Origin of the sequence: Segatella copri, from assembly GCF_002224675.1 — a bacterium.
In the GTDB taxonomy this organism is placed as follows: Bacteria; Bacteroidota; Bacteroidia; order Bacteroidales; family Bacteroidaceae; genus Prevotella; species Prevotella copri_U.
In genome coordinates this window covers 77,052-103,925 of the sequence record NZ_NMPZ01000006.1, presented here as the reverse complement: position 1 = coordinate 103,925, position 26,874 = coordinate 77,052, and the positions used below count along the sequence as shown (strand labels likewise).

The window sequence follows — 26,874 nt, the reverse complement described above, 5'->3', positions numbered from 1 at the left end:
TTTAGCTATTATTTAAGATACGATATGAAAAGAATAGGTTGGTATATGATATTGCTGATATGCTTGCTAGGCTACCAGGTGCATGCGGTGGCCCAGCATATCTCCGTGTCGGCTCCATCGCACGTAGCGGCTGGAGAAAACTTCCGTGTCGCCTATACCATCAACACCCGTGATGTAGAGGAATTCAGAATGGGTGCAGTGCAGGATGGACTCGAAGTCATCGCAGGCCCTTACACATCTTCGCAATCCAGTTATCAGATGATCAACGGACATACCTCGTCCTCTTCATCTGTAACCATCACCTACACCCTTTATGCGGCAAAGAATGGTACCTTCAATATTGGTTCTTCCCACGCCATCGTGGGGGGCAGGAGCCTGGCTTCTCACGCCGTGAGGATTACGGTGTCGGGTCACGCCCAGCATACCAACGGCGCTCCTAGCATGCACGGACAGAATAGCTACGACCAACCTCGTATGCGTACCGCAGGCTCTGCCATCTCAGGCAGCGACCTCTTCATCAAGGTGTCTGCCAACAAGAAGAGAGTACACGAGCAGGAACCTATCCTGCTTACCTACAAGGTATATACACAGGTGGAACTCACCCAGCTGGAAGGCAAGATGCCAGACCTGAAGGGATTCCACAACCAGGAAGTACCTCTGCCACAGCAGAAGACTTTCCATACCGAAATGGTGAACGGCCGTCCTTACAAGTGTGTTACCTGGAGCCAGTATGTGATGTATCCTCAGATGACCGGTAAGCTGGAGATTCCTTCCATCACCTTCAAGGGCATCGTGGTACAGCAGAACCGCAATGTTGACCCTATGGAGGCCTTCTTCAATGGCGGCTCCGGATATGTAGAGGTAAAGAAGGACATCAAGGCTCCGGGTATCACCCTGCAGGTAGATCCGTTGCCTCAGCGCCCTGCCAACTTCTCGGGTGGAGTAGGTAAGTTCAATATCTCTGCTTGTCTTGACAAGAAGGAAATCAAGGCAGGCGAACCGATCACGCTCCGTGTGATAGTGGGAGGTATCGGAAACCTCAAGTTACTGAAGCAGCCAGTAGTGAATTTCCCGAAGGATTTCGACAAGTATGATGCCAAGGTAACAGATAAGACCCGACTCACCGCCAATGGAGTGGAGGGTAATATGATCTACGATTTCCTGGCTGTTCCTCGCAATCAGGGCAGCTATACCATTCCAGCCGTGGAGTTCACCTATTATGATACCAGCAAGAATGCGTATAAGACCATCAAGACCCAACCTTTCACTCTGAACGTGGAGAAGGGAGATGGATCCACATCCGAGTCGGCTGACTATACCAGCAAGGACAAGGATATCCATACCATCATGTTGGGCAAGACCTCACAGCATCAGGCAGATGATATGTTCTTCGGAAGCTTCGGCTACTGGACCTGTCTGCTCATTCCGCTCATCGCCTTCTTCGTGCTGCTGGTGGTATTCCACCGCAGAGCCATCGAGAATGCCGACATCGTGAAGAAGCGCTCCAACAAGGCGGGCAAGATAGCCACCAAGCGTCTGCGCATGGCCAACAAGCTGATGTTGCAGGGCAAGCAGGGGAAGTTCTACGATGAGGTGATGCGTGCCCTCTGGGGATATATGAGCTACAAGCTGAACATGCCGGTAGAGCAGCTCTCTCGTGAGAATATCCGTGAGAAACTCTTCGCCCACGATGTGGACGATGTTACAATACAGAAGTTTACTTCCGCTCTCGATGAGTGCGAGTTCGAGCGTTATGCTCCAGGCGATCCTGCCGGCAATATGAACCGTACCTTCGAATCGGCAATGACAGCGATTATGGAAATAGAAAATGCAATCAATGCGACTCGCAAGAACGCCAAGAAGCATCCTGCCGGATATTCCTTCGTATGGCTGCTCCTGGCGATGCTGGGCTTCGGCGCTTCTCCGGTATTGGCAATCACCAAGAACAATGCTGATACGGAATACCAGAAAGGCAACTACCAGCAGGCTATCCGCGACTACGAAGAGCTACTCAAGAATGGTGCCTCTGCCGAGATTTACTACAATCTCGGCAATGCCTACTATCGTACAGACAATATCACCAAGGCGGTGCTCAACTATGAACGTGCCCGCCTGCTCTCGCCTGGAGATGAGGATATCAACTTCAATCTCCAGTTTGCACGCAGCAAGACCATCGACAAGATTACCCCGGTAAGCGAAATGTTCTTTGTTACCTGGTATAAGGCGCTGGTCAATTTCACGAGTGTAGATAACTGGGCGAAGACTGGTATCATCTCCATCATCATGGCGCTGCTGCTCGTGCTGCTCTATCTCTTCGGTCCGCACATCCTGATGCGCAAGATCGGCTTCTTTGGCGGTATCGGCTTCTTCCTCGTCTTCCTGCTGAGCAATCTCTTTGCCTATCAGCAGAAGCAGGCGCTTGACAACCGCAAGGGTGCCATCATCATCTCACCTTCCGTGAACATCAAGAAGACGCCTGCCAAGACCAGTACCGATCAGTTTGTTCTCCACGAGGGTACCCGTGTAGATATCATCGACAAGGGTATGACCGACTGGCGTGGCATCCGCGTAGGCGATGGAAGAGAAGGATGGATCGAGACCAAGCATCTCGAGGAAATCTAGGAGAATGAAGTGGATGGAGCGTCAGACACTGATATCATTCTACATTCAACATTAAATATAAAACAATAAGTAAATGGATTTTAGTTCGATACAAGATATTGACTTTCAGATACTGCAGTGGTTCAACGGCAGTAACAATGTGATTCTCGACCAGTTGGTGATGGCACTTACTTCGGGTTTCACCTGGATACCGCTCTATCTTGTACTCTTTATCATCGTGATGCGCAATAATGAGACAATCGGGCAGATTGGTCTTATTGTAGGCTGCGCATTCCTGTGCATCCTTTTTGCCGATGGCATTGCCGAGGGAATCATCAAACCGCTTGCGGCCAGATGGCGACCTTCCAACGATCCGCTGGTAAAATATTCCGTACAGGTAGTGGATAATCTTCGTCTGAAGGACTACAGTTTCTGTTCGGCGCATGCAGCCAACACCATGGCGATAGCCGTGTTCTTCTCGCTGCTTGTAAGGAGCAGGATGCTCACCTTCACCCTGATAGCATGGTCGCTGGTGAACTGCTGGACCCGCCTCTATCTGGGCGTTCATTATCCGCTGGACATCGTTTGCGGTATGCTGCTGGGCATGGTGGTTGGTACGCTGGTATATCTTTTCTTCCATCGTATGTACCGGCGTATGTCACCGGAAATCAAGTATGTTTCGAATCAATATACCTGTACGGGATATGATTGCGATGACATCGATATGATTATGACCGTTCTGATGCTCACCCTCGTATATGTCATCCTGCGTGCCGTCGTTCTGATGACGGGGTTGTAATCAGGCAGTGAGCCTTCTTGGGGGGCATCACTATTTTCAAAAATAAAAAGTTCAATTTTCAAAGAAAGCAATGGATACAAAACATATTAAGATTAGTGATTATAATTACGATTTGCCAGATGAGCGCATCGCCAAGTTTCCTATCTCACAGCGCGACCACAGTAAACTGCTGGTCTATAAGCATGGCGAGGTGAGCGACGATGTGTTCTTCCATCTTCCCGACTATCTGCCAAAGGGTGCCATGATGGTATTCAATAATACCAAGGTAATCCAGGCGCGCATGCATTTCCGCAAGGAGACGGGAGCACTCATCGAGGTGTTCCTGATGGAACCTGCTGCACCTACCGACTATGAGCTGATGTTCCAGACATCGGGTCACTGCTCATGGCTCTGTATGATTGGTAACCTGAAGAAATGGAAAGAGGGAAGCCTGAAGCGCGACTTCGAGATCAAGGGTCATCAGCTTACCCTCTCTGCTACCATGCGCCGTGGAGATGCGCTCAGCACAGAGGCGGCTGAAATGGTGGCTAAAGGTGGCGGCACCAACTACTGGGTGGATTTCGACTGGGACAACGAGCATGTTTCCTTTGCCGAGATTCTCGAAGCAGTGGGAGAGTTGCCTATCCCTCCTTATCTGAACCGCAAGACAGAAGAAAGTGACAAGACCACTTATCAGACCGTATATTCCAAGATCAAGGGTAGTGTGGCTGCCCCAACAGCCGGTCTGCATTTCACCGATGCGGTGCTCCAGGACCTGGATGCGCATGGCATCGACCGTGAAGAGGTAACCCTTCATGTTGGAGCGGGAACCTTTAAGCCAGTGAAGAGTCTTGAGATAGAAGGCCATCAGATGCATACCGAATATATCGTGGTTCATCGTCGCAGTCTGGAAAAGCTCATCAAGCACGAGTGCCAGGTCATTGCCGTGGGAACCACCAGTGTGCGCACCATCGAGAGTCTCTACTATATGGGCGTGCATCTCATCAAGCATCCTGAGGCAAGTGAAGAGGATCTGCATGTAAAACAGTGGGATCCATACGAGTTGTCGGCAGATGGCAATCTGGTGGATGACATCACTCCGGTGCAGGCTATCCAGGCAATCGTCGATTATCTCGACCGCAACGGATTGGAAGCCCTTCATTCCAGCACGCAGATCATCATCGCTCCAGGTTATACCTATAAGATTGTGAAGATGCTGGTAACCAATTTCCATCAGCCTCAGAGCACCCTGCTTCTCCTGGTGAGTGCTTTCCTGCATGGTGATTGGAAGAAGGTATATGATTATGCCCTCTCTCATGATTTCCGCTTCCTGAGCTATGGAGATTCCTCCCTGCTCATTCCGTAAGGAAATGCTCTTTTCACAAGAAGAAACTCTTTCATAGGAAGAAAGAAATAAGTACTGAAGTTTCGCATGTGGTTCAAGTACGGGCTGAAGGCCCAAAAGCTCCTAGCCCAGGGCATCGCCCTGGGTATAATGGCAATCAGCAAGGCGCCCTGTAAGGGCAAAAGCTTTGTATATTGCCAGGTATTTGAAAGCTTTTGCCCTTACAGGGCGGCAGTTTTGCGTCCATAAACACCCAGGGCGATGCCCTGGGCTAGGAGCTTCTGCCCTTTCAGGGCGTGTGGGGCTTACTTGCGAAACTTGAGTAAGTAGTTAGGAAAATTATAAATTATACATTATACATTAAAATAGATGATTTCAGTAGAAGGACTGAAAGTAGAGTTTGGCGTAAAGCCACTTTTCAATGATGTAAGCTTCGTAATCAACGACCGCGACCGCATTGCCCTGGTAGGCAAGAACGGTGCCGGCAAATCTACGATGCTGAAGATTCTCTGTGGCTTGCAGAAGCCAACCTCCGGCGTAGTGGCTATCCCTAATGAAACCACCATCGGCTACCTGCCTCAGGTGATGAAACTGCAGGATGATACCACCGTGAAGCAGGAAACCCGAAAGGCTTTCGCCCACAATACCGAGATGAAGGCGCGCCTCGACAAGATGCAGCAGGAAATGGCTGACCGCACTGACTACGAGAGCGAGAGCTATGCCCAGCTCGTGGAGAAATTCACCCAGGAACATGATCGCTATATGATGATGGGCGGTGAAAACTACGAGGCGGAAATAGAGCGCACGTTGAGCGGTCTGGGTTTCACCCGTGAAGATTTCGACCGTCCTACCCGGGAGTTCTCCGGTGGATGGCGTATGCGTATCGAGTTGGCAAAGATCCTGCTCCAGAAGCCGGATGTGCTCCTCCTCGATGAGCCTACCAACCATCTTGATATCGAGAGTATCCAGTGGCTGGAGCAGTTCCTGGCGCAGAGTGCCAAGGCGGTGGTGCTGGTAAGTCACGACCGTGCCTTTATCAATAATGTAACCAACCGTACCCTGGAGATTACCTGCGGAAGGGTAGAGGATTACAAGGTGAAATACGATGAGTATGTGGTACTTCGTGCCGAGCGCCGCGAGCAGCAGCTCCGTGCCTACGAGAACCAGCAGAAGGAAATAGCCGATATCAAGGACTTCATCGAGCGTTTCCGCTATAAGCCAACCAAGGCAGTGCAGGTGCAGAGCCGCATCAAGCAGTTGGAGAAAATCGTTCCTATCGAGGTGGATGAGGTGGATACCAAGCAGATGCATCTCAAGTTCCCTCCTTGTCTCCGTAGTGGCGATTATCCGGTCATCTGCGATGAGGTGAGAAAGGATTATGGCGATCATACCGTCTTCGACCATGTGACCTTTACCATCAAGCGTGGTGAGAAAGTAGCTTTCGTAGGTAAGAACGGCGAGGGTAAATCTACCCTGGTGAAGTGTATCATGGGCGAGATTCCTTTTACGGGCAATCTCAAGATAGGTCATAACGTGCAGATAGGTTATTTCGCACAGAATCAAGCACAGCTGCTCGACGAGAATCTTACCATCTTCCAGACCATCGACAATGTGGCTACCGGCGAAATGCGCCTCAAGGTGAACGATCTGCTGGGTGCCTTTATGTTTGGTGGCGAAACTTCCGAGAAATATGTCAAGGTGTTGAGTGGAGGAGAGCGCAGTCGTCTGGCGATGATCAAGCTCCTGCTCGAACCGGTGAATCTCCTGATTCTCGATGAGCCTACCAACCATCTCGACATGCAGTCGAAGGATGTGTTGAAGGAAGCCATCAAGGCATTCGACGGCACCGCCATTATAGTGAGTCACGACCGTGAGTTCCTCGACGGACTGGTAGATAAGGTATATGAGTTTGCCGGTGGCAAGGTACGTGAGCATCTGGGCGGTATCTACGATTATCTCCGTGCCCACAATGCTGAGAGCATCAGTCAGGCACTGGCGAATCAGGTCGGAAGTCAGAATATGTCATCTGCCGGCTCTCCATCTTCTTCATCATCATCTGCAGAATCTTCCGAAGCATCCTCTGGAAAACTCAGCTATGCCGAGCACAAGGAACAGCAGAAGAAGATTCGCAAGGCTGAGAAGGCGGTGAAGGAATGCGAGACGAAGATTGAAAAGCTCGAAACCCGCAAGGCTGAGATTGATGCCCTCCTGATGAAGCCTGAGAATGCTACGAATATGGAACTCGTTACCGAATATACCGAGCTGATGAAGAGCCTGGATGAGGAAAACGAGAACTGGATGATGCTCTCCGAAGAACTGGAGGAAATCAAGAATTCATAGTTAAAACAATAATAAATAACGAGAAAATGAAAATGAAGTACATCCTTCCGATGATGATGCTCGCAGCCATGCCTTTGGCTGCTGATGCTCAGAACAAGTCGGGACTTGTCATGAGTAATCTTGACAAGACAGCAAAGCCTGCTGATGATTTCTATCAGTTTGCTACCGGTGGCTGGCAGAAGAACAATCCGCTTCCTGCTGCCTACAGCCGTTATGGTAGTTTCGAACAGTTGGCTGAGAACAGCAACAAGCGTATCAACTCTATTCTTGATGAACTCAAGAAGAAGACCTACAAGGCAGGAACCATCGAACAGAAGCTTTCCGACTTCTATAAGTTGGCGCTCGATATCGACCGCCGCAATAAGGAGGGCATTGCTCCCGTAAAGCCTCTCCTCGACGAGATTGCTGCTGCCAAGACCAAGGCAGATCTCCAGAACTTGCAGGTGAAGTATGCCATGCAGGGCTTGGGCGTAGGTTTCGGTACCGGTTTCGGTGCTGATGAGAAGAACGTAACCATGAACATCTACAATGTGATGCAGGGTGGTTTGACTCTCGGTGCCAAGGATTACTACCTCAACAACGATGCTGCTACCGTAGCTATCCGTGAGGCTTTCAAGACCTACGTGGCAAAGATGTTCCAGCTCTATGGCTTCTCTGCTGCCGATGCTGCCAAGAAGGCACAGAAGGTATTCCTCCACGAGACCAGTCTTGCTACTATCTCCAAGAGCCGTACCGAACTCCGTGACCCACAGGCTAACTACAACAAGATGAGCCTGAAGCAGTTTAAAGAGAATTATCCAAACATTCCTCTCGAGGCATTGGCTAACGGCGAGGGCATCAAGAGCGAATATATCCAGGAGATGATTGTAGGTCAGCCTGCATTCATGGCTGGTTACGACAAGATTACTGCTGCAGAGGATGCTGAGACCTTGAAGGCATTGATGGAGTGGAGTGTCATCGGCAGTTCTTCTGCTTATCTCACCGATGAGATCCGTGAGGCAAACTTCGATTTCTTCGGCAAGACCATGAGTGGCAGAAAGGAAGACCATCCATTGTGGAAGCGTGCTACTTCTCAGGTAGATGCTCAGATGGGTGAGGCGCTCGGCAGAATCTACTGCAAGAAGTTCTTCCCTGAGTCATCCAAGAAGATGATGGAGACTTTGGTCAAGAATCTCCAGGTGAGTCTCGGTCAGCGTATCGATGCTCAGGAGTGGATGAGTGCAGAGACCAAGGCTGCTGCCCACAATAAGCTCGATAAGTTCTATGTCAAGATTGGTTATCCTAACCAGTGGACTGACTATAGCAAGCTTACCATCGACCCATCCAAGAGTTTCTATGAGAACGTGATGGCCTGCCGTCAGTTCCGCAACAATAAGGAGATTGCTGAGAAGGCTGGTAAGCCAGTCAACAGAGATGAGTGGTATATGACTCCTCAGACTGTGAATGCATACTATAATCCTACCACCAACGAGATCTGCTTCCCTGCAGGTATCCTTCAGTATCCATTCTTTGATGCCAAGGCAGACGCGGCATTCAACTATGGTGCTATCGGTGTAGTGATTGGTCATGAGATGACTCACGGATTTGATGATCAGGGTCGCCAGTATGATGCCAGCGGTAACCTGAAGGATTGGTGGACAGCAGCTGATGCTGAGGGCTTCAACAAGCGTGCCGATATGTATGCTGATTTCTTCAGCAACATCAAGGTATTGCCAGACCTGAATGCCAACGGTCGCTTTACATTGGGTGAGAACCTTGCCGACCACGGTGGTTTGATGGTATCTTTCAATGCCTTCAAGAATGCGACAGCCAAGAAGCCTTTGAAGAACAAGGATGGCTTTACTGCTGATCAGCGCTTCTTCCTTGCCTACGCTGGTGTATGGGGTCAGAACATCACCGAGAAGGAGATTCGCAACCGTGTGAAGAACGATCCTCATGCGCTTGGTAAGTGGCGTGTAGATGGTGCTCTTCCTCACATTGATGCCTGGTATGAGGCATTCGGTGTAAAGCAGGGCGACAAGATGTTCATTCCTAAGAATGAGCGTCTGGAGCTTTGGTAAAGATCAAATATCCCGTTAGTTTTTTAAGTTTTAAAGGGATAAGAATGAAATATGAAAAAAGGCTGCGTTACCACCGGGTGACGCAGCCTTTTTTATCATTATTATATAATATCACTTTCTTCTTTATCGACCATAAAATTAATGTTAATGCTTTTCTGCCAACTTTTTGACCTCGTTGATTTCACTAATCAGCTGTTCTGTTGTAGGCAGATAGAGTTGGTATTTGCTGGCAAGAATCGTTTTGTTGTTTTCTGGTAAAGCAAGTTTTACCGCAGTATCATTCTTGTCGGTACAGAGCAAAATACCGATGGTTGGATTCTCGTCGTCTGTCTTTTCGTATCGGTCGTAATAGTTGACGTATAGTTGCAACTGACCGAGGTCTTGATGTGTTAGTTTATGGTTTTTTATTTCAATAACCACAAAAGATCGTAGCAGACGATTATAGAAAACTAAATCCGCAAAATACTCATCATCCTCTATCAACAGACGCTTTTGTCTTGCCACAAAAGAAAAGCCCTTGCCCATTTCGAGCAAGAAGTCGGCTATATGAGAGATGATGGCACTCTCTAAGTCTTTCTCATAGTAAGAAGCCTTGCGCTCCAGACCAAGAAACTCCAGCACCATCGGGTCTTTGATAATCTCCTGTGGCGACTCTGGAATACGTTCTTTGCGTGCTACTGCAAGTACAGATTCCTTGTCATTGCTCATTAGAAGACGCTCATACAGCATCGAATTGATTTGGCGTTCAAGCTGGCGACCGGACCAACCCTCGTTGACAGCTTCCAGTTCGTAATACTCTCGTTTGTCGGGGTCGGCAATAGCAATAAGTTGCTTATATTGATACCAATTCAATTGCGTCCGCAGTGTGGACGCAATTGGATAGATAGTATAAAACTGGCGACAACGTTCCAGTTGACGTACACCAAATCCGCTGCCATACTCAGGCTCAATCTCCTTGGCAAGGTTCTTTATAAGGTAGGTGCCATAGTCTGCACGTTCTTTCCCTTGTTGTTCCTTTTCTACTATACGCTGTCCTATAGCCCAGTACATTTGCACTCGGCAAAAATCAACACTGCGCACGGCATTGGTGCGAGCTGTATTGATGATAGTCTTTATGTCGTTGACAAACCCTTGTAGGGTGATGTCTTGGTTATTTTTATCTGTCATGTGTATATCCTTTTGGAGATCACAATTTGTGACCTTAAACATTTGTAATACTATCGTTGCAGTCTATCTGCATTTCGGTTATACATCTTATATATGCAAAAGTACAGTTTTTATTCGAAATAACATCATAAAAGTAGGAAAAATAGTATTTGATTTCCGTTAATAAGGGTTAAATGAATAGCTTGTCTATAAAAAAAGAGGGTGTGTCATCAATTCATGACACACCCTCTTTGAGAGGTTCTAGCTTTACATCCCGACTTACATACAGCTTGTCAAACCTAAAGAGGCTGCGATGGCTGTAAGGAGTGAGAGAGCAATCTTAATTACGATTTTCCAGTTTTCACGTTTCATGGGCTATATTTTTTAGAGACTTACATTATCACCATTTTCTCCGTTGTCGCCGGTATCGCTTCCGCCAGTCTGCGAACCGCCACCCTGGGTTCCGGTATCGCTTCCGCCACCTTGGGTTCCGGTATCGCCCGTGTTGCCGCCGGTAGTTCCGGTATTACCCTTGTTCTCGTCAGGGTTCTCCTGGTTGTCACCCTCGGTGTCCTCCACATCCTTCGAATCGTTGGAAGAGATGTTCTTTACCACTTCGCCATCGCGGTTTACGCAGGTGATGCTGATACCCGTCTTGGCAAGCTCCTGCTTAATCTCCATATTAGGGCTAAAGATTACGCGTCGCTGGGTGATGAGCTTGGTGCTCACATCCTCTACCGACTTCACCGCATTGGCACGCAGACCGAAACGCATGGTGCCCAGACCCGGTACCGATACGGAGTGACCCTCTGTAGCCCACGCCTTGATCACCTCGCTCAGGGCAGCGTAAGCCACGTTCATCACGGCAGGAGTCAGACCGCAATGCAGGGCAGCTTGCTGGATCACCTTCTCCGGTGTGAGCTTGTTGTAGATCAGTGGCTGCATCACGTACATGTACTGGTCCTTGCCACCTTCCTTACCCAAGTAAGCAATCTTGCGCTCAATAGCTTTAACATTCATTCCCATAACTCAAAAAACATTTTAGTTAAACATTGATTGCAGAGCTTTTGTTTCTGCAAGCCATTGTGTTTCAATGACAATGCAAAGATACAAAATTTTGGGGCGGAAATCAAGAGTTGTTCGCCACTTGAAAGAAAAAACAATTATTATAGTAAGTCTATGCATCTGTGTTATCTGTGAAATCTGTAGGAAACTAGCTTCCTGAAACGACCAAATAAAAAGTAGGAAAACTGCCTGATAGACATTCATAAATCTCTCTATCACATACCTAAGAAGGTATGTCATAAATCATAATGCAATTATAACCGTTAAAACACTCTAAAATATGGGGCGAATGTTTTGTAGTTTGAAATTATTTTAGTATGTTTGTAGCATATAAAACAACCCCGTGTATGGCAATATACGGGTTATACGATAGTGTATAATAATAAGTGATAAATAATTAAAATAGTAACATCAAAATTTAAATTGTAACAACATGAAAAGAACGTTTTTAGCGACATTTCTGTCGATTGTTTTTGCTTTGGTAGCAGTAGCTTGTCACGGCAGTGATGAGAAAGAAATCGGTTATGCTGAGTTGCCAGCACAGGCTCAGCAGTTTGTTAAGCAGTATTTTCCTACTGCTACCTACTCCCGTGTAGAGAAGGAGAAGGACAACGGAAATTGGGAATATGAGGCAACATTGAACGATGGAACCAAAATAGATTTCAACAACAAGGGAGAGTGGAAGAGCGTGGACTGCAAGTTCTCAGCTTTGCCATCAGGCATCATTCCTGATGTTATCGCTGCGGACATTGCCAAGCGCTATCCTTCACAGCAGCCGTATAAGATAGAGAAGGAGATAGGTGGTTACGAAATAGACATCCCAGGCTACGACCTGTATTACAGCAGTGCCGGTAAATTCATCCGTGCTGAAATTGACAGATAATCCTATCCGGCATTAACATTCATTCAATCCTATATTTTAAGCAAAACCCCCATTCGGCTTGAGAAGGCAGGATGGGGGATTTCTGTTTATCTGTTACTTCTAAAATAATATCTTATTTCAATTTTTCTATCTGTTCCTGGGTAAGACCGGAATACTTCATGATCAGATTGCTGTCAACACCATCGGCAAGCATATTTCTGGCAATATCCAGGGCTTTCTGGTTCATTCCTTTTTCCATACCCTCCGCAAGACCTTCTTGCTTCGCCGTATCAATGGAGTTCTTGATATCCCGGTATGCCATCTTACTTGCTTCATACTCCCTCATCTCCTGTGGAGTGAACTTGGCAATCTCGGCTTCCTCAAAGAGACGGTCGAACACCTTGTCGCACAGCTCCTTCGGGCGCTGGGTAAGCTTATAGAGATTCTTCAGCGCATAAAGCCACTTCTCGTAGAGCGTTTCCAGTTCTCCTAGTGTCTTATTGAATTTCGCAATCTCTACATAGATAAACTCCAGCTTGTCGTAGAAAATCTTGTGGGTAGTGGTATCGCACAACTGTACATGATGGCGGATCTTCTCCTTGTCGAAGGCATCTTCATTCATGTTGAAGTTGAGCAGCGCAACAGTATAGACATGATTGAGCTTGAAATCCCAGTCGCTCCCCTTTGGTGCCTGCTCGCGAATCGGGAAAGTGGAGTAGAAGAGAGAGCGGTCCTTGAAATAAGTCTGGTAAGCATTCTGCATTTCCACGATGAACTTCTCGCCGTTTTCGCCTTCGCAATATACGTCGAAGATGGCCTTGCGGTCGGTATATACATCTCCCACGTGCTCCGGATTCAGATACGACACATCCTTCACAACCTGTCTGCCATTAAACAAGCTGTTGAGGAAGCAAATGAGCAAATCCTTGTTCATTGCCGTTCCGAATATTCGCTTGAAGCCGAAGTCGGTCAGCAAGCTGATGTATCTTTCTTCTACCTTTTTCATACGCCATTCATTTAATTCTACATCTAGTTTCACTGCAAAATTACGCTTTTTTCCTGAAACGACCAAATAAAAAGTAGGAAAACTTTCGTAGCGCCGGATATCCCTTTCCTCCGTTAGGCGTTCCGGCGGATTTGCAATCCGCCGTCAAACAATGACCTAACCTCTTTAGGCTCTAGGGATATGCTATCCCCAGCACCCAGATTGTAGTCTTTATAGTGATGGGATAGGGGGATTTGGATGCCAGGCAGGTCACGATGACCAATTGTTTCTTTATTTCGTCATCTGTCTAACCAACTTTTGAGTTGGGAGATTCTTTCTTTGCTGACGATGATCTGTAAATCAGTAAAGCCATAGAGTTTGATAATCATTTTATAGTTAAAGAATTTGGTGAGCTTCTCAATGAATGATATGTTTATAATGTACTGTCGGTTGACGCGAAAGAACACATCGGGATTGAGTTGCTGTTCTAAGTCATTTAGAGAATGGTTAATTGATACAGATTTACCTTCTCTAAGGAAAGCTCTTACAACGCCATTTTCAGAGAAAAAGTAGCCAAGAAACTATCTTATGTTTGGTTTTATGCTATTTATCACACTTTTTGTCTTGTTCATGCCGATTAGTCTTGCAGGATTCAACTTAATTTCGTATATTTGCAATGAAAATTTAGTTTAAACTTCAAAACGCAACAATAATATGTTAGACATAAATCTTTCGAATGCAATATGCCCCACTTGTGGTAAGCAAGTGTCATTGCGAGTTATAAGTAAGTATTTTTGGCATGGTACCAATTATTATACCGAATGCAATCATTGTGGGCAAAGAATACATCCTTTAAAAGAACCATTAAGTATGTTCAAATGCTTTTCTTGGGGTGGATTATCTGTTATGCTTCCAATGTATTCATACTGGTATCTGGTAGCGTGGGATTTTTTCCCGGCACTCTTGTGTGCAGCTCCTTTTACTATTCTTACTATTTTAATAACTTGCATCCTTGTGATGCGTAAAATTGAATTCACAACTTAAACACAAATTAGCAGCGCCGGATATCCCTATCCTCCGTTAGGTGTCCCGGCGGATTTGCAATCCGCCGTCAAAAAATGTCCTAACCTCTTTATGCTCTGGGGATATGTTATCCACAGCAATCAGGCTGTAGACTGTATGGTGGTGGGATAGGGGGATTTCAAATCCCCCGGGTTAATAGGTCGAACCTTTTTTTACGACGGATTACAAATCCGTCGGGACGCCTAGCGGGGATAATATCTTATTTTAATTTTTCTATTTGCTCTTGGGTAAGTCCGGAATACTTCATGATCAGATTGATGTCAACACCATCAGCAAGCATATTCCTGGCAATATCCAGGGCTTTCTGGTTCATTCCTTTTTTCATTCCTTTTTCCATACCTAATTCCATACCCTTTTCCATACCCTCCGCAAGACCTTCTTGCTTCGCCGTATCAATGGAGTTCTTGATATCCCGGTATGCCATCTTGCTTGCTTCATACTCCCATTCTTCTACCTGTTTCATACGCCATTCATTTAGTTCAACATTTAGTTTCACTGCAAAATTACGCTTTTTTCCTGAAACGCCCAAATAAAAAGTGGGAAAACTGCCTGATAGACATTCATAAATCTCTCTCTATCACATAAGCAAACCCCCCATCCGGCTTGAGAAAGCGGGATGGGGGGATTTCTTGTAAGCTGAAAACTATTACTTAGTATTGTAACATAGCAGCAGGAGTAATATTCAGTACCTTGCAAAGCAATCTGGCAATTTTTAATGTAGGTTCCGAACGTCCAGTAATATAATCGTTAATGCGGGAAGGGCTTATTCCGATTTCTGTTGCTAATTGTTTTTGTGTCATTTCTTTTTCACTCAGTGAAAGTTCAATGAGTTCGGATACTGAAGGCTTTCCTATAGGAAAATGTCTCTTTTCGTATGACTCCACAATATCTGACATTAATGTCAGTTCAATGGCATTTTTATCATTAGCAGGAGTTTCATCCGTTACCAATGGTAAAAGCTCTTCTATTCTGTTGAGTGCAAACTCATACTGTTCTTTTGTTATTTTTTCCATAATTCTTGATGTTAAATGTTGGTACAGTCAATTTTGTCGTATTCACTATGTGTTCCGACAAATCTTACAAAAAGTCGGCCTATAGTGAATTTTATGACAACTACTAATCTATAGTTATTTCCTCGGATGTTGAATACGTAATGTTGATTACCTACGTAATCGGCATCAGGGAAGTCTGCTCTAATATCGGAAAAGTTATGCCATTCTGCTTCTTCTGCTATCTGGTACCACCTTTCAAGGGCAACTTTAGAGTCTTCTCGTCCTGGGGATTCATAAAACTCTTTTAGTTTTCTATGCGAAATAATTCTCATAATTCTCTTTATTAATTATAAGTGCAAAGATATATATAAATTTTGAAAAACGATATATTTTGGCTATATAATTTTGTATTTTAGAATAAATTAAGGTATTTACTGCTTTATTTCTGCTCTGGGGATATGTTATCCCCAGCAACCAGGCAGTAGCCAGCATATCGATGGGATAGGGGATTGCACCCCCCCCCAGCCCGCAGTTTGCAGGTTGGGGGATGATTTTTATGCAGCCAGTAGCGCCGGATATGCCCATCCCCCGTTAGGCGTTCCGGCGGATTTGCAATCCGCCGTCAAAAACTGACCTAACCTCTTTATGCTCTGGGGATTTGCAATCCCCAGCAACCAGGCATTAGCCGGCATATCGATGGGATAGGGGGATTACAAATCCCCCGGCTTAATAGGTCGAACCTTTTTTACGACGGATAGCATATCCGTCGGGACGCCTAACGGAGGACAGTCTAGAACGGAAGAAATTCATTTCATAGAATGCGCATGAAAATGCCGCGCCTCGGCGGAAGTTATGTCTCCGCCGGGGCGTTTTCTAAAAAGACAGTTCGAGATATAATAGGTAGGCTAGAGATAGCCTGTGGTAAATAATCGCAAGAATTAGAGTCTATTGATTGCGGGTATATGTGAATATGCCTCCTTCATATTCAAGGAAGCAGATTAATGTGTGTAGAATCTGCAAGATTAATTTTATAGTTTTAATAAGTAGGTTGTACAGTGGTACATCTATTTACATCTTTTACTTATAATTATCCCCTGCCTGCTTGTGAAAGCCGGCAGGGCTTTTATTCCGAAAATCCAAAAGATATCATATATCTATAAATATAAATACCAACTCCTGAAGAGTTGATACTTGCTTTTGTTTTTTAGGTTTAATTATTACATAAGCAAAACCCCCATCCCGCTTGAGAAAGTAGGATGGGGGATTTCTGTTTATCTTTGATTGAACTTTCGCAAGTTTTGCCCCACACGCCCTGAACCAACGGTCACCGGCCGAAGGGAAAGGTAAAGGGCAGAAGCTTTAAAATACCGGGCAATATACAAAGCTTTTGCCCTTACAGGGCGCCTTAAAGATTGCCATTATACCCAGGGCGATGCCCTGGGCTAGGAGCTTTTGGGCCTTCAGCCCGTACATGAACCATATGCGAAACTTCAATTTTTGATTTATTATTCCCTAGCGCCGGATATCTCTTTCCTCCGCTAGGCGTCCCGGCGGATTTCGGGACGGGTTGTTTTATATTTTATTCATTTGCGATTTCAATAGCCTGATTTCATCCAGGCTTAACCCTGTCATTTCCATAATAGTGGTATCATCTAAGCCCTTTGCCAACATCTTTCGGGCAATCTCAAGGCTTCGTTGTGACATGCCTTTTTCCATGCCTTCAGCTCTACCTTTTTCCATGCCTTCAGCTATTCCTTCTTCCTTACCTTTTTGATATCTGTCATCCAGGAGGGTTCTTTCAACACTTACTGAATCCCAGAACTTGTCGTAGGCTCTGAGTTCGGCATCTGTAAAGCCGGAAATTTCCAACTCTTCTACGGCTTTTCCAATCTCCGGGTCATTGAGCAGGTCAGCAGGAATCTTCTGCGTATTGGAATTGATTTCCGTGAGGAAACGGAGCCACAATACCATCATCCGCTTGTCGGTGATGGAATGTGGAGTGAACTTCGGAAGTTCTATGAAGGTGAAATGCAAGCCTTCGATGACCTTATTGCTGTCTTTGTCATGCACGATTCGGTAGTTGTGGATGAAATCTGGAGTATCATGCGCAAAGATATCATTTATCAGGTTGAGAGAATATACGGGTTGCAGTTCACTGTATTTTCCTCCCTTTTTAGCCTGACTCACATAGAGCTTGGATGCATTGAACAGTACTCGCTGCTGGAATGCGTCGGACCATTCCATCTGCATTTCCACACAGAACTTTCTACCTCTTGCATCGGTGCAGAGTACATCCACAATGGTGTTTTTGCCCCCTTCGAGCTGGGGTACAAGTTCTGTAGGCAGATACTTTATCTCGTGTATCTGCTCTTCTTCACTGAGTGGCAGGAGTGCGTTCAGAAGGCTGATCATTCTTTTCGGATGATTGCCGAATATCTTCTTGAACGTAAGGTCTGCCTTAGGATCTAAATACTTCATAACCATCCGTTTTAAAATTATATAGCGCAAAGTTACGACTTTATTTTCAAACCTGCAAGAGAATTCTGTGAAAAGTTTCAGAAAAAGTTAGGATCCCATAATTTTAAGGTAGAGATCTGTGTAAATCTGTGAAATCTGTGGGACAAAGAATAAATCCCACAGATTTACACAGATTCAAGGCTTTGGGGGATTACAAATCCCCCGGTTTAATAGGTCGAACCTTTTTTTACGACGGATAACATATCCGTCGGAACGCCTGGGGAATTTCTGTTATTTCTTCCTCAGAACCTTATCCAGGCTGGACACGATATACCCTGCGGGATTCTTGATCTCGTGCTTTCTCTTCGCCGCATAGGCTGCCAGAAAGCACTGGTTCACGGCATCCAGGTCTGACAGGGTGAGGCGATCGCTCAACTCCTCTGCCACCTTGTGGCTCACGTTCCAGTAGGAAGAGGTGAGTAGCTTTCTAAAGTTTAGTTTCTTCATTGTCAGCTTTGTTCTGTCTTCATCGCTCAGCATATCTGGGTCATCGTTGCGGTACTTGAGGCCGAAGATTACCAAGCAGCCGTATTTGCCTACTACCTGGTTACGGGTAGTCTCTAGCGTGTGTATCACGATATAGTCGAGACGGTTCAGCTTGTAGGCATTTCTGATCTCTTCTTCGGCAGTAGAAAGCTGGGTATATTCCAGATTCCCCGTGCCGCGATATTGGGTGTGGCTGGTGAGGAGCGCAAGGATCTCGGGAGGCGTAAACTTGGTGTAGCCCTTCTTCAGTCGGCTCTCTGTCAGGAGATAAAGGCAGCGGGAAGACTGGTGATGGAATGACTCGTAAAGCTGCGGCGAAACCTTGAAGTAGCCCAGGTCCAGGGCGAAGTAGTACTGAGCCACGGGAATCGGCATCTCCAGGATGGCTCTCTTCTCCTGACCTTTCTTGGTGTAGTCAACGAAGTGGTAGAGGTAGTCGAACTGCTTGTAGCACAAGTGGTATGTTCCAGGATTACCAGATTCTGCGACGGTGTAAGGGATACAGACCGGCTTTTTGCCTATGTCGATAAGGGCAGTCTCCAGGTTGTTGTAATGTGATTTGGTAGCTTCCAAAGCTCTGTAGGGTACTTCGAAACGTAACATATTTTCGAGGTGCTCGAAACCGTTGAGGTCCAGTTGCCCATGGTGTGCGTTCTGGCTGATAGCCATTTTGATCTGTTTCTGATTGTACACGTCAAGTCTGAAGATGTACTTCTGTTCTTGCGGGCTGTAGCTGTGATGCAGGGCGCAATGAGTGCCAAGCTCTGTGGCTTCGGCTACGTTGAAAGTTAGGATCTTGTTCATTGCTCGTTGTTTTATAAAAGTCTATAAAATGGGGGTGGCAATGAAAACAAATCTGGGGGATGCGAAATCTCAAATGGACCAAAAATATTTTGGAGCTTTTTTTCTGGTCCTTAACTCAATTTTCACATCAGACCAGAATTTTCCCATGTCGCACCCCCGTATGAATTGTTCATAGAGAATGCGCACGAAAATCTAGCCTGAATTTACAATTGAGTACCCCATGCAAGGATTTAGCTCCACACCTTACAAGGGATTTTGAGATGTAAACTCAGCATTTATCATGCTTGGGCATCCTGCCAACAGGATGCCGTATGTCTGCTCCTCCGGTATTTCTACTGAAAGAGCGCTGCAAAGATATATAAATTTTCTGAAACTAACAAGTATTTTACAAGTTTTTTTAGAAAAAAGAGAAAAAAAACTTTGAGAACCCATCATGACCATTTTTCTTGTTTATTTCTTATATATCATATTATCATATTTCTTGTGGCGCTATTTTGATGTGTAACTATCAGATAGACAGATGAATAGAAAATACTGTTACCATGGGAGGTAACTGGCAGAAGGCGTTATCCAGCGAGATGTAACGGTTTTCTCTGATGAGATGTAACCCTTTGGTAAGTTTGCCTACGAGAAGTAACTATCTAGACATTTCTTCCACGAGAGGTAACTAGTTAACTAAATATAAAACATTCCGGTGTAGGCGGAATTTCGCCGGAAATCGACGGCTATCGCCAGTTGGAGTTAGGAGAATGTCTTATCTTTGCAGTGTTGAAACATTAAAAACATCAGCTTATGACTAGAGAAATTACAATGATTGTGGTACACTGCAGCGCAACCCGCTGCAACCACCCTTACACCGTGCATCAGCTTTACCACGATCACGTGGAGGTGAACCACTGGCGTTACATCGGTTATCATTTCTTCATCAGCCGTGACGGCAAGGTACATGCCACCCGTCCGCTGGAGCGCATGGGTGCCCATGCCCGTGGCTGGAATGCACATTCCATCGGAATCTGCTATGAGGGCGGATTGGATGAGAACGGCTATGTGGCGGATACCCGTACCGGGGAGCAGAAGAAGGCGATGAAGAAGCTGATCGTTCAGCTGAAGATACAGTTTCCCGGCATCCGCACCATTCTGGGGCATCGTGACCTGCCTGGAGTGCAGAAGGCGTGTCCCTGCTTTGATGCCACCACGCTCCAGCCCTTGTTACATCTGAATTGTAAATATTAAATTTTGTAATCAGATGAAACACCCTATCCGATTTTTTTGTAACTTTGTAGAAGATAAGATTACTAACTAAAAATTAAAACTAGATGAATGTTACCAAGCAACATTTTGTAGAACGTAGAGTGATGAGCAAGCAGGAGCTTGCTCACCTCTACTGTCCTCACAGCCGTTCCAAGGGGCATGCTGCGAGAGATGAGTTTATGGATTGGGTGAAGCGCTGCACTCCGCTCTATGTCAAACTGCAGGAATTGGGGTATAAACCTTCGCTGCATAGTTTCACGCCCAAGATGGTAGATTATATCTTTTACTATCTCGGAGAGCCGGATGGAGTGGGAGTATAGCATTGGTAGTGGTAAATAACTTTACAAGTTAAACGTGGCAGAAAAATCTCTTAAGAGAAGCTGTCGTTTCCCTTAAGGAAAAATATATTTTCCCTTAAGGAAAAAAATAAAAACCCTTAAGGGAAAATTCTCAATCTCTTTTTTCCCCATTTTTCGGGCGTTTTTGCCTGTTTCTCTCCTCCTTGAATATTATTTACACGGATATGGAGAGAAGATGGGGATGGGTTTAAGGTTAAAAAATAATAGTTTGGAAAAATCAAAAGTTTATGGAAATAGCTATAGAACGTTTTGGCAGTTATCATCATGCCGTAAGTGGTAGATTGCTGATTGATGGTCAGCATGTTTGTGATACGTTGGAGGAGGATGTGCATTGTCTGCCGGAAGGCGAATATGCCCTGCAGCGCAACAGCAAGCTGGCATTACCTTATTATATAAGACTGTCAGATGTTGATTCTGGGGTTGACTCCCATGTTGATTCCCGTGTGTCCTTCTCCAGGGGTAATGGCATTCACGGTTGGCGCAACCACTGCATCATCGTAGGAGAGTGTCTCCATCTGGGTTTCCTCATTCATAGCGAGGCGTGCTATGATCTTCTCATTGCCCGCATTCGCATGCAGTTTGTGCGCCATCACGCAGTGGTGGTCAAGATATCCCGCTCTCCCGATTTTCTGGAAGTAGCCTGATATCTGTGCTGCTATTTATAGGCTATTTTAACCAAAAAATCTCCCTATAAGCCTGACGTATGTCGCCTGCTTATAGGGAGATTTGTTTTATATGCCGTTAAAATAGCTCCAGGATCTTATCGATTATCTTTTCGATGCTGGAAGAATCGGTGGTCTCTTCGAGCTTCTGGTTGATTTTCTCTTCTACCTTCTTGCTCACTTTATCTGCCGCCTTATCGAAAGTCTGATTGGCTTTCTCTTCCAGTTTCTTCTGCATTTTTGTGCTGAAGCTGCCTTCATCGCTGTCAGCCTGGTCTTCTGAATCTGAGCTATCCATATTAGGAGTATCAGAGGATACATTTGATTCCGACTCCTCGATATGGAGATTATCGGCTGATTCCAGTGCTTTCACCATATCGTCGGCATTCATCGTATAGACGTTGCCGAGAATACCGAAACTCACGGTATGCGGCTTGCCGTTGAACTCTACAGAACCCGTAGAGCAAACGATATAGTTGTGGTATTCGAAAAGCTGGTTCATCGCTTCGTCCATCATGCTGCCAGCCATCATCTTGGCTACAGAGCGGAGTGCCTGCGAGAAGAAATTGTTGTCGGTAGATCCTACCGCCTTTTCTACTGCCTTGCTTGCCTCCGTGCGAACCTTCTCCTTATGAGCATCTGCGCTCGGATTGGTTATGGCAAATATGGCAAGGATGAAAATAATGAGACCTATCACCATCTTCATCGCGAAATGGCTCTTCTTCTTGTTCTTCTTAGGCTGCTGCTGGAAATTCGAATTCATTGCTGCTCCCTGCTGGAATCCCTGCTGATAGGCTTCCTGCTGGGCTTTCTGATAATCCTGCTGCTGGTTGGCTCCTTGCGGGAAACCTTGCTGAACTCCTTCTTGCTTTTGGGCATTCTGGTTGCTCTGGTTGGCTTCTATTGCTTCCAATACAGCTCTCAGATCCTCTACCTTCCAGGCTGGAGTCCAATCTGCCATACCCTGCTTCCATACCAGTGTTTCGGGACTGATGCCCTTCTGTACGAGTTGGTCGAAACTGAAAGGACCTGCCTGCTGTCCATTACGATCGATTATAAAAAATTCCATCTTTGTCCTTTTAATTTTTAAATGTTAACATTCAACTTTATTAGTACTTAACCTTTCTTTGCAAGTAAGTTCCTCTTTATGAGTACTCAATCTTTCTTTGCAAGTAAGCCCCACACGCCCTGAAAGGGCAGAAGCTCCTAGCCCAGGGCATCGCCCTGGGTATTTATGGACGCAAACCTGTCGCCCTGTAAGGGCAAAAGCTTTGTATATTGCCAGGTATTTGAAAGCTTTTGCCCTTACAGGGCGTCTTGTAAACTGCTATTATACCCAGGGCGATGCCCTGGGCTAGGAGCTTTTGCCCTTTCAGGGCGGCACGCTTGCGTCCATAATTCCCAGGACGTTGCCCTGGGCTAGGAGCTTTTGCCCTTTCAGGGCGTGCTGCTTCAGGTATTAGTGGGTTGCCTTCCACCATCCTGTCTTCTCTCTTCCCTTGAGGGCTACACTGTGCTGGCTCGGGTCGGAGATGGAAAGACCGCAATAGCTTTTCACCTGGAAGATGGTTCCTCTATACGAGTCCTTCAGCATGGTAATTGCCTCATCGGTATGAGCTGCCTCCTTGATGGTTTTCTTTATCTGGGCGGCAAACTGGTCTTTCAGGTAACCGCTTGGCTTGAGACTATCTACATATACCGACATGTCATAAAACAGGTTGGGAGTGAAGCCGTCGAGAGGTTGGATTGTTTCTAGAGGAATGGAGGAATCGAGCGTATATTTGCTGTTGATTTCCTTCATTACGCTAGCCAGGTTATCCATCTCGCGACAGTTGATGGCTGCCATGTTGCAATAAGGTACGTCGCTGGATTTGTAGAAGTTGACAATACCGTTCACGATGCCGGAATAGTTGGGCGTTGCGGAATTGAGCATGCTCCAGATGCTTCGGTATGGAATGCCCATACCCATCACCTCGCTGCTCGAACTGATGAGATAGTTGGTGACATCCTTCAGTTCGTAGGCAGTCTCCACATTTCCCATATAGCAGGCATCGAAGAGAATGTATTGCATCTTCATTCCGCTCTGTCTGATTCCTTCTGCCAGGGTTGGGATGTCCATGGCATAACTCTTGGAATTTACACTTCCGAAGAAGCGGGTGACTGGATGGTCTGGGTCGCTGCCAAACTGTATGCCACTGAATGTACTGGATGGCTTGCCGGCTGTGGCTGTGCTTCCGAAGCCAGGACGGGCATAGTTCGGATAATTCACCCAATCTTCTGCATAGGTCCATCCGGAACCATGTACTCCGATGATGAGGGCATAGTTGAGTGCCTCGGCATTTTGCTTCACCTCATTGAGAAGGTTGGCGAATCCCTCTGCCGTGCAATAGCTGTTGTCCTCGTAGGTCTTTACGTGCACACGGTTCACCTTCCTGCTGGCGGCATCGTACTGCAGATCGTAGAGTGTGCTCTTGTTGTATTTCTCGCTGAAAAATACCATCACACGTGAGTCACTGAGTCCTTTCTTGGCTACGATACCCTGGCAGATGCTGTCGATGTTGTTTGCAAGGAATTCCTTCAAACCCGAACTGGTGGTACTGCCTGTCCATGGATAATATACCAGGATGGTCTGCTTGTTGACGCTATCCACATCAAAAGCCTCGTCGCTACAACTGGTGAAAGTCATGGCGAACGAAAACATACATATAAATAAGGTGAAAAGCTTCTTGATCATAATAAAAAAGTTGAATGTTGAATGCTGAATGCTGAGTTGCAGAATGGCTGACGAATTCATCCGTCTGATTCCACATTCATCATTCTACACTCAACATTCAACATATATAAAAAGAATCTGTTACTTCTTCTTGAGCTCCTCGATGGTTGCCTTGAGGGCAGCAATCTTCTCTACAGAGTCGCTCTCCTTCTTGCGCTCCAGGGCTACTACCTTCTCAGGAGCGTGAGCTACGAAGTTTTCATTGCTGAGCTTCTTGCGTACACCAATCAGGAAGCCCTCCAGGTGCTTGAGCTGAGCCTCTGCCTTCTCGATCTCGGCTGCCACGTCGATGAGGTCGCCCAATGGTACGGCAAACTCGTCGGTGCCTACCATGAAGCTGGATGCATCGGCACTCTTCTCAGCGATGACCTCAATCTTGTCGAGGTTTGCCATCTTCAGAGTTACGTCGTTGTAAGCCTCGAAATCGTTCTTGCCTACTACCTGGAGAGACAACTGCTCCTTCTGGGCAATGTTCTTCTGGTTGCGAACGGTACGAACACCGGCGATAATCTGCTTCACTGCCTCAATGTCGGCTGCCAACTTCTGCTCCTCGGCTGTAGGTGCAGGAATCTCCAGCTTCTCGCGCATGATGCTCTCGCCATCCTTGCGGTCGTAGATGTGCTGCCACAACTCCTCGGTGATGAATGGCATGAATGGATGCAACATCTTCAGGAGGGCATCGAAGAAACGGAGGGTAGCATCGTAGCTCTTCTGGTCGATAGGCTGGCCGTAAGCTGGCTTCACCATCTCCAGGTACCAAGATGAGAACTCATCCCAGAACAGCTTATATACAGTCATCAATGCCTCAGAGATACGGTAGTCCTTGAACTGCTTCTGCATCTCCTCGTTCACCTCCTTGAGCTTGGCATCAAACCACTTCACGGCGATTTCTGCACTCTTAGGCTGCTCGATATCTGCAGTCTCCCAACCCTTCACGAGGCGGAAGGCATTCCAGATCTTATTGTTGAAGTTACGTCCCTGCTCGCAGAGGCTCTCGTCGAAGAGGATGTCGTTGCCGGCTGGAGCGCTGAGCATCATACCCATACGAACACCGTCGGCACCAAACTTGTCAATCAGATCCAATGGGTCTGGTGAGTTACCGAGACTCTTGCTCATCTTGCGGCCCAGCTTGTCGCGGACGATACCTGTGAAATATACGTGCTTGAATGGCATCTTGCCACGATACTCGTAGCCAGCCATGATCATACGTGCTACCCAGAAGAAGATGATATCCGGACCTGTTACGAGGTCGGAAGTAGGGTAGTAGTAGTTGATCTCCTCGTTGTCTGGATTCTCGATGCCATCAAACAGAGAGATAGGCCACAGCCATGAAGAGAACCAGGTGTCGAGGCAGTCGCTCTCCTGCTCAAGATCCTCAGCCTTGATGCTGGCGTTCTTCTCCTGGGCGAGCTTCAGAGCCTCCTCAGCAGTCTCAGCTACCACGAAATCCTTCTTGCCGGCATTGTCGAAGTAGTAGGCTGGGATACGGTGACCCCACCAGAGCTGACGGCTGATACACCAGTCCTTGATGTTCTCCAACCAGTGGCGATAGGTGTTCTTATACTTCTTAGGATAGAACTCGATGTCGTCGTCCATTACTGGAGGGAGGGCGATGTCGGCAAAGTGCTGCATCTTGAGGAACCACTGTGTAGAGAGCTTTGGCTCGATAGGCACATTGGTACGCTCAGAGAAGCCCACCTTATTATTATAGTCCTCAATCTTCTCCATCAGACCGGCGTTCTGAAGATCGATGGAAATCTGCTTGCGCACGTCCATGCGGTCCATACCTACATAGAGACCTGCTGCCTCGCTGATGGTACCGTTGTCGTTGAAGATGTCGATGGTTTCCAAACCGTGCTTCAAACCGAGGGCGTGGTCGTTGATATCGTGAGCTGGAGTTACCTTCAGACATCCGGTACCGAACTCGATATCTACGTATGTATCCTCGATAACAGGAATCTCGCGGTTTACGAGAGGCACGATCACGTGCTTACCCTTCAGCCAGGTATTCTTCTTATCCTCTGGGTTGATACACATGGCAGAGTCGCCCATGATGGTTTCAGGACGGGTTGTTGCTACCACTGCATAGTAGCCCTTCTCATCCTTGTGCATCACGTTCTCCTCGTCCACCTGCTGGCAGTCCTGCTCTACTACATAATACTTCAAGTGGTAGAGCTTAGAGTGCTCGTCCTTGTAGATAACCTCCTCGTCAGAGAGTGCAGTCTGGGCCTTAGGGTCCCAGTTGACCATGCGCACGCCACGATAGATGAGACCCTTCTTGTAGAGGTCGCAGAAAACGTGGATTACGGCACGAGAGCGGGTCTCGTCCATGGTGAAGGCTGTGCGGTCCCAGTCGCAGCTGGCACCGAGCTTGCGGAGCTGCTTGAGGATGATGCCGCCGTGCTCGTGAGTCCAGTCCCAAGCGTGCTTGAGGAACTCATCGCGAGTAAGGTCAGTCTTCTTGATACCCTGCTGTGCGAGGCGGTTAACCACCTTAGCCTCGGTAGCGATACTGGCGTGGTCGGTACCTGGTACCCAGCAAGCGTTCTTGCCCTCCATGCGTGCACGGCGAACGAGAATATCCTGGATAGTATTGTTGAGCATGTGTCCCATGTGGAGCACACCTGTTACGTTTGGTGGAGGGATAACCACCGTATAAGGTTCACGACCATCTGGCTTAGAGCTGAAAAGCTTGTTGTCGAGCCAGTACTGATACCATTTACTTTCCACTGCTTGTGGATCGTATTTACTTGCTAATTCCATTG

The 26,874-nt window shown here is 46.7% G+C and carries 21 protein-coding genes and 1 pseudogene; 9 read left to right on the top strand and 13 right to left on the bottom strand.

The window, feature by feature from the left end; translation table 11 throughout:
- Positions 1-24: 24 nt before the first annotated feature.
- The 5 genes from CFT61_RS05280 to CFT61_RS05260 all read left to right on the top strand — a co-directional run bounded on the left by CFT61_RS05280 (position 25) and on the right by CFT61_RS05260 (position 9,124).
- Positions 25-2,622 carry a BatD family protein gene (locus tag CFT61_RS05280; RefSeq protein WP_089543418.1) on the top strand — a complete coding sequence of 866 codons (2,598 nt, stop codon included), beginning with the start codon at positions 25-27 and terminating at the stop codon, positions 2,620-2,622.
- Positions 2,623-2,695: 73 nt separating this feature from the next.
- Positions 2,696-3,400: a phosphatase PAP2 family protein gene (locus CFT61_RS05275; RefSeq protein ID WP_089543417.1), complete on the top strand. Its 705-nt coding sequence runs from the start codon at positions 2,696-2,698 to the stop codon at positions 3,398-3,400.
- A 70-nt stretch (positions 3,401-3,470) separates the two neighbouring features.
- Positions 3,471-4,745: an S-adenosylmethionine:tRNA ribosyltransferase-isomerase gene (locus tag CFT61_RS05270; RefSeq protein WP_089543416.1), complete on the top strand. Its 1,275-nt coding sequence runs from the start codon at positions 3,471-3,473 to the stop codon at positions 4,743-4,745.
- 348 nt (positions 4,746-5,093) lie between these two features.
- Positions 5,094-7,064: an ABC-F family ATP-binding cassette domain-containing protein gene (locus CFT61_RS05265; protein ID WP_089543415.1), complete on the top strand. Its 1,971-nt coding sequence runs from the start codon at positions 5,094-5,096 to the stop codon at positions 7,062-7,064.
- 26 nt (positions 7,065-7,090) lie between these two features.
- On the top strand, positions 7,091-9,124 hold the full coding sequence (locus CFT61_RS05260; protein WP_089543414.1) for a M13 family metallopeptidase: 2,034 nt from the start codon (positions 7,091-7,093) through the stop codon (positions 9,122-9,124).
- A 144-nt stretch (positions 9,125-9,268) separates the two neighbouring features.
- Here the strand turns inward: CFT61_RS05260 and CFT61_RS05255 are convergent, their stop codons facing one another.
- The 3 genes from CFT61_RS05255 to CFT61_RS05250 all read right to left on the bottom strand — a co-directional run bounded on the left by CFT61_RS05255 (position 9,269) and on the right by CFT61_RS05250 (position 11,296).
- Positions 9,269-10,291: a PDDEXK nuclease domain-containing protein gene (locus CFT61_RS05255; protein WP_089543470.1), complete on the bottom strand. Its 1,023-nt coding sequence runs from the start codon at positions 10,289-10,291 to the stop codon at positions 9,269-9,271.
- 258 nt (positions 10,292-10,549) lie between these two features.
- Positions 10,550-10,642, bottom strand: a complete 93-nt coding sequence (locus CFT61_RS16870; RefSeq protein ID WP_158573505.1) for a smalltalk protein — start codon at positions 10,640-10,642, stop codon at positions 10,550-10,552.
- Positions 10,643-10,654: 12 nt separating this feature from the next.
- Entirely contained in the window at positions 10,655-11,296 is a 642-nt protein-coding gene (locus CFT61_RS05250; protein ID WP_089543413.1) for a hypothetical protein, read from the bottom strand.
- A gap of 472 nt (positions 11,297-11,768) precedes the next feature.
- Between CFT61_RS05250 and CFT61_RS05240 the strand changes: the two genes are divergently transcribed.
- Complete coding sequence (locus tag CFT61_RS05240) at positions 11,769-12,218, top strand: PepSY-like domain-containing protein (RefSeq protein WP_089543411.1); 450 nt, start codon at positions 11,769-11,771, stop codon at positions 12,216-12,218.
- A 112-nt stretch (positions 12,219-12,330) separates the two neighbouring features.
- Here CFT61_RS05240 and CFT61_RS05235 read toward each other — a convergent pair whose 3' ends face one another.
- The 7 genes and pseudogenes from CFT61_RS05235 to CFT61_RS05200 all read right to left on the bottom strand — a co-directional run bounded on the left by CFT61_RS05235 (position 12,331) and on the right by CFT61_RS05200 (position 19,064).
- The gene (locus tag CFT61_RS05235) at positions 12,331-13,203 is read right to left on the bottom strand and encodes an Rpn family recombination-promoting nuclease/putative transposase (protein ID WP_089543410.1); all 873 of its coding nucleotides are present in this window, start codon (positions 13,201-13,203) and stop codon (positions 12,331-12,333) included.
- A gap of 278 nt (positions 13,204-13,481) precedes the next feature.
- A pseudogene (locus CFT61_RS17395) lies at positions 13,482-13,742 on the bottom strand (LytTR family transcriptional regulator DNA-binding domain-containing protein); the annotation flags it as partial.
- Positions 13,743-14,464: 722 nt separating this feature from the next.
- Positions 14,465-14,728, bottom strand: a complete 264-nt coding sequence (locus CFT61_RS05225; protein WP_254918865.1) for a hypothetical protein — start codon at positions 14,726-14,728, stop codon at positions 14,465-14,467.
- Positions 14,729-14,915: 187 nt separating this feature from the next.
- On the bottom strand, positions 14,916-15,278 hold the full coding sequence (locus CFT61_RS05220) for a helix-turn-helix domain-containing protein (RefSeq protein ID WP_089543408.1): 363 nt from the start codon (positions 15,276-15,278) through the stop codon (positions 14,916-14,918).
- Between the two features lie 11 nt (positions 15,279-15,289).
- The gene (locus CFT61_RS05215; protein ID WP_089543407.1) at positions 15,290-15,589 is read right to left on the bottom strand and encodes a type II toxin-antitoxin system HigB family toxin; all 300 of its coding nucleotides are present in this window, start codon (positions 15,587-15,589) and stop codon (positions 15,290-15,292) included.
- Between the two features lie 1,240 nt (positions 15,590-16,829).
- Positions 16,830-17,741 carry an Rpn family recombination-promoting nuclease/putative transposase gene (locus CFT61_RS05205; protein ID WP_089543405.1) on the bottom strand — a complete coding sequence of 304 codons (912 nt, stop codon included), beginning with the start codon at positions 17,739-17,741 and terminating at the stop codon, positions 16,830-16,832.
- Between the two features lie 264 nt (positions 17,742-18,005).
- Positions 18,006-19,064 carry a hypothetical protein gene (locus tag CFT61_RS05200; protein WP_089543404.1) on the bottom strand — a complete coding sequence of 353 codons (1,059 nt, stop codon included), beginning with the start codon at positions 19,062-19,064 and terminating at the stop codon, positions 18,006-18,008.
- A 792-nt stretch (positions 19,065-19,856) separates the two neighbouring features.
- On the opposite strand from CFT61_RS05200, the gene CFT61_RS05195 reads away from it, so the two are divergent.
- The 3 genes from CFT61_RS05195 (at position 19,857) to CFT61_RS05185 (ending at position 21,318) form a co-directional block, all read left to right on the top strand.
- The gene (locus CFT61_RS05195) at positions 19,857-20,297 is read left to right on the top strand and encodes an N-acetylmuramoyl-L-alanine amidase (protein ID WP_089543403.1); all 441 of its coding nucleotides are present in this window, start codon (positions 19,857-19,859) and stop codon (positions 20,295-20,297) included.
- Positions 20,298-20,380: 83 nt separating this feature from the next.
- Complete coding sequence (locus tag CFT61_RS05190) at positions 20,381-20,635, top strand: DUF4248 domain-containing protein (protein ID WP_089543402.1); 255 nt, start codon at positions 20,381-20,383, stop codon at positions 20,633-20,635.
- 266 nt (positions 20,636-20,901) lie between these two features.
- Positions 20,902-21,318 (top strand): DUF5675 family protein, encoded by a 417-nt coding sequence (locus CFT61_RS05185; protein ID WP_089543401.1) that lies wholly within the window; start codon positions 20,902-20,904, stop codon positions 21,316-21,318.
- A 97-nt stretch (positions 21,319-21,415) separates the two neighbouring features.
- On the opposite strand, the gene CFT61_RS16865 is transcribed toward CFT61_RS05185, so the two are convergent.
- From CFT61_RS16865 to CFT61_RS05165, 3 genes are all read right to left on the bottom strand, one after another.
- Entirely contained in the window at positions 21,416-22,405 is a 990-nt protein-coding gene (locus tag CFT61_RS16865) for a GYF domain-containing protein (protein ID WP_176425506.1), read from the bottom strand.
- 390 nt (positions 22,406-22,795) lie between these two features.
- A complete protein-coding gene (locus CFT61_RS05170) occupies positions 22,796-24,070 on the bottom strand; it encodes a clostripain-related cysteine peptidase (RefSeq protein ID WP_089543399.1) in 1,275 nt (424 codons plus the stop codon).
- A gap of 120 nt (positions 24,071-24,190) precedes the next feature.
- A complete protein-coding gene (locus tag CFT61_RS05165) occupies positions 24,191-26,872 on the bottom strand; it encodes a valine--tRNA ligase (protein WP_089543398.1) in 2,682 nt (893 codons plus the stop codon).
- Positions 26,873-26,874: the final 2 nt, after the last annotated feature.

Coding starts and splice junctions, on each gene's coding strand:
- CFT61_RS05280 (WP_089543418.1), top strand. CDS start 25: ATGAAAAGAATAGGTTGGTATATGATATTGCTGATATGCTTGCTAGGC.
- CFT61_RS05275 (WP_089543417.1), top strand. CDS start 2,696: ATGGATTTTAGTTCGATACAAGATATTGACTTTCAGATACTGCAGTGG.
- CFT61_RS05270 (WP_089543416.1), top strand. CDS start 3,471: ATGGATACAAAACATATTAAGATTAGTGATTATAATTACGATTTGCCA.
- CFT61_RS05265 (WP_089543415.1), top strand. CDS start 5,094: ATGATTTCAGTAGAAGGACTGAAAGTAGAGTTTGGCGTAAAGCCACTT.
- CFT61_RS05260 (WP_089543414.1), top strand. CDS start 7,091: ATGAAAATGAAGTACATCCTTCCGATGATGATGCTCGCAGCCATGCCT.
- CFT61_RS05255 (WP_089543470.1), bottom strand. CDS start 10,291: ATGACAGATAAAAATAACCAAGACATCACCCTACAAGGGTTTGTCAAC.
- CFT61_RS16870 (WP_158573505.1), bottom strand. CDS start 10,642: ATGAAACGTGAAAACTGGAAAATCGTAATTAAGATTGCTCTCTCACTC.
- CFT61_RS05250 (WP_089543413.1), bottom strand. CDS start 11,296: ATGGGAATGAATGTTAAAGCTATTGAGCGCAAGATTGCTTACTTGGGT.
- CFT61_RS05240 (WP_089543411.1), top strand. CDS start 11,769: ATGAAAAGAACGTTTTTAGCGACATTTCTGTCGATTGTTTTTGCTTTG.
- CFT61_RS05235 (WP_089543410.1), bottom strand. CDS start 13,203: ATGAAAAAGGTAGAAGAAAGATACATCAGCTTGCTGACCGACTTCGGC.
- CFT61_RS05225 (WP_254918865.1), bottom strand. CDS start 14,728: ATGAAACAGGTAGAAGAATGGGAGTATGAAGCAAGCAAGATGGCATAC.
- CFT61_RS05220 (WP_089543408.1), bottom strand. CDS start 15,278: ATGGAAAAAATAACAAAAGAACAGTATGAGTTTGCACTCAACAGAATA.
- CFT61_RS05215 (WP_089543407.1), bottom strand. CDS start 15,589: ATGAGAATTATTTCGCATAGAAAACTAAAAGAGTTTTATGAATCCCCA.
- CFT61_RS05205 (WP_089543405.1), bottom strand. CDS start 17,741: ATGGTTATGAAGTATTTAGATCCTAAGGCAGACCTTACGTTCAAGAAG.
- CFT61_RS05200 (WP_089543404.1), bottom strand. CDS start 19,064: ATGAACAAGATCCTAACTTTCAACGTAGCCGAAGCCACAGAGCTTGGC.
- CFT61_RS05195 (WP_089543403.1), top strand. CDS start 19,857: ATGACTAGAGAAATTACAATGATTGTGGTACACTGCAGCGCAACCCGC.
- CFT61_RS05190 (WP_089543402.1), top strand. CDS start 20,381: ATGAATGTTACCAAGCAACATTTTGTAGAACGTAGAGTGATGAGCAAG.
- CFT61_RS05185 (WP_089543401.1), top strand. CDS start 20,902: ATGGAAATAGCTATAGAACGTTTTGGCAGTTATCATCATGCCGTAAGT.
- CFT61_RS16865 (WP_176425506.1), bottom strand. CDS start 22,405: ATGGAATTTTTTATAATCGATCGTAATGGACAGCAGGCAGGTCCTTTC.
- CFT61_RS05170 (WP_089543399.1), bottom strand. CDS start 24,070: ATGATCAAGAAGCTTTTCACCTTATTTATATGTATGTTTTCGTTCGCC.
- CFT61_RS05165 (WP_089543398.1), bottom strand. CDS start 26,872: ATGGAATTAGCAAGTAAATACGATCCACAAGCAGTGGAAAGTAAATGG.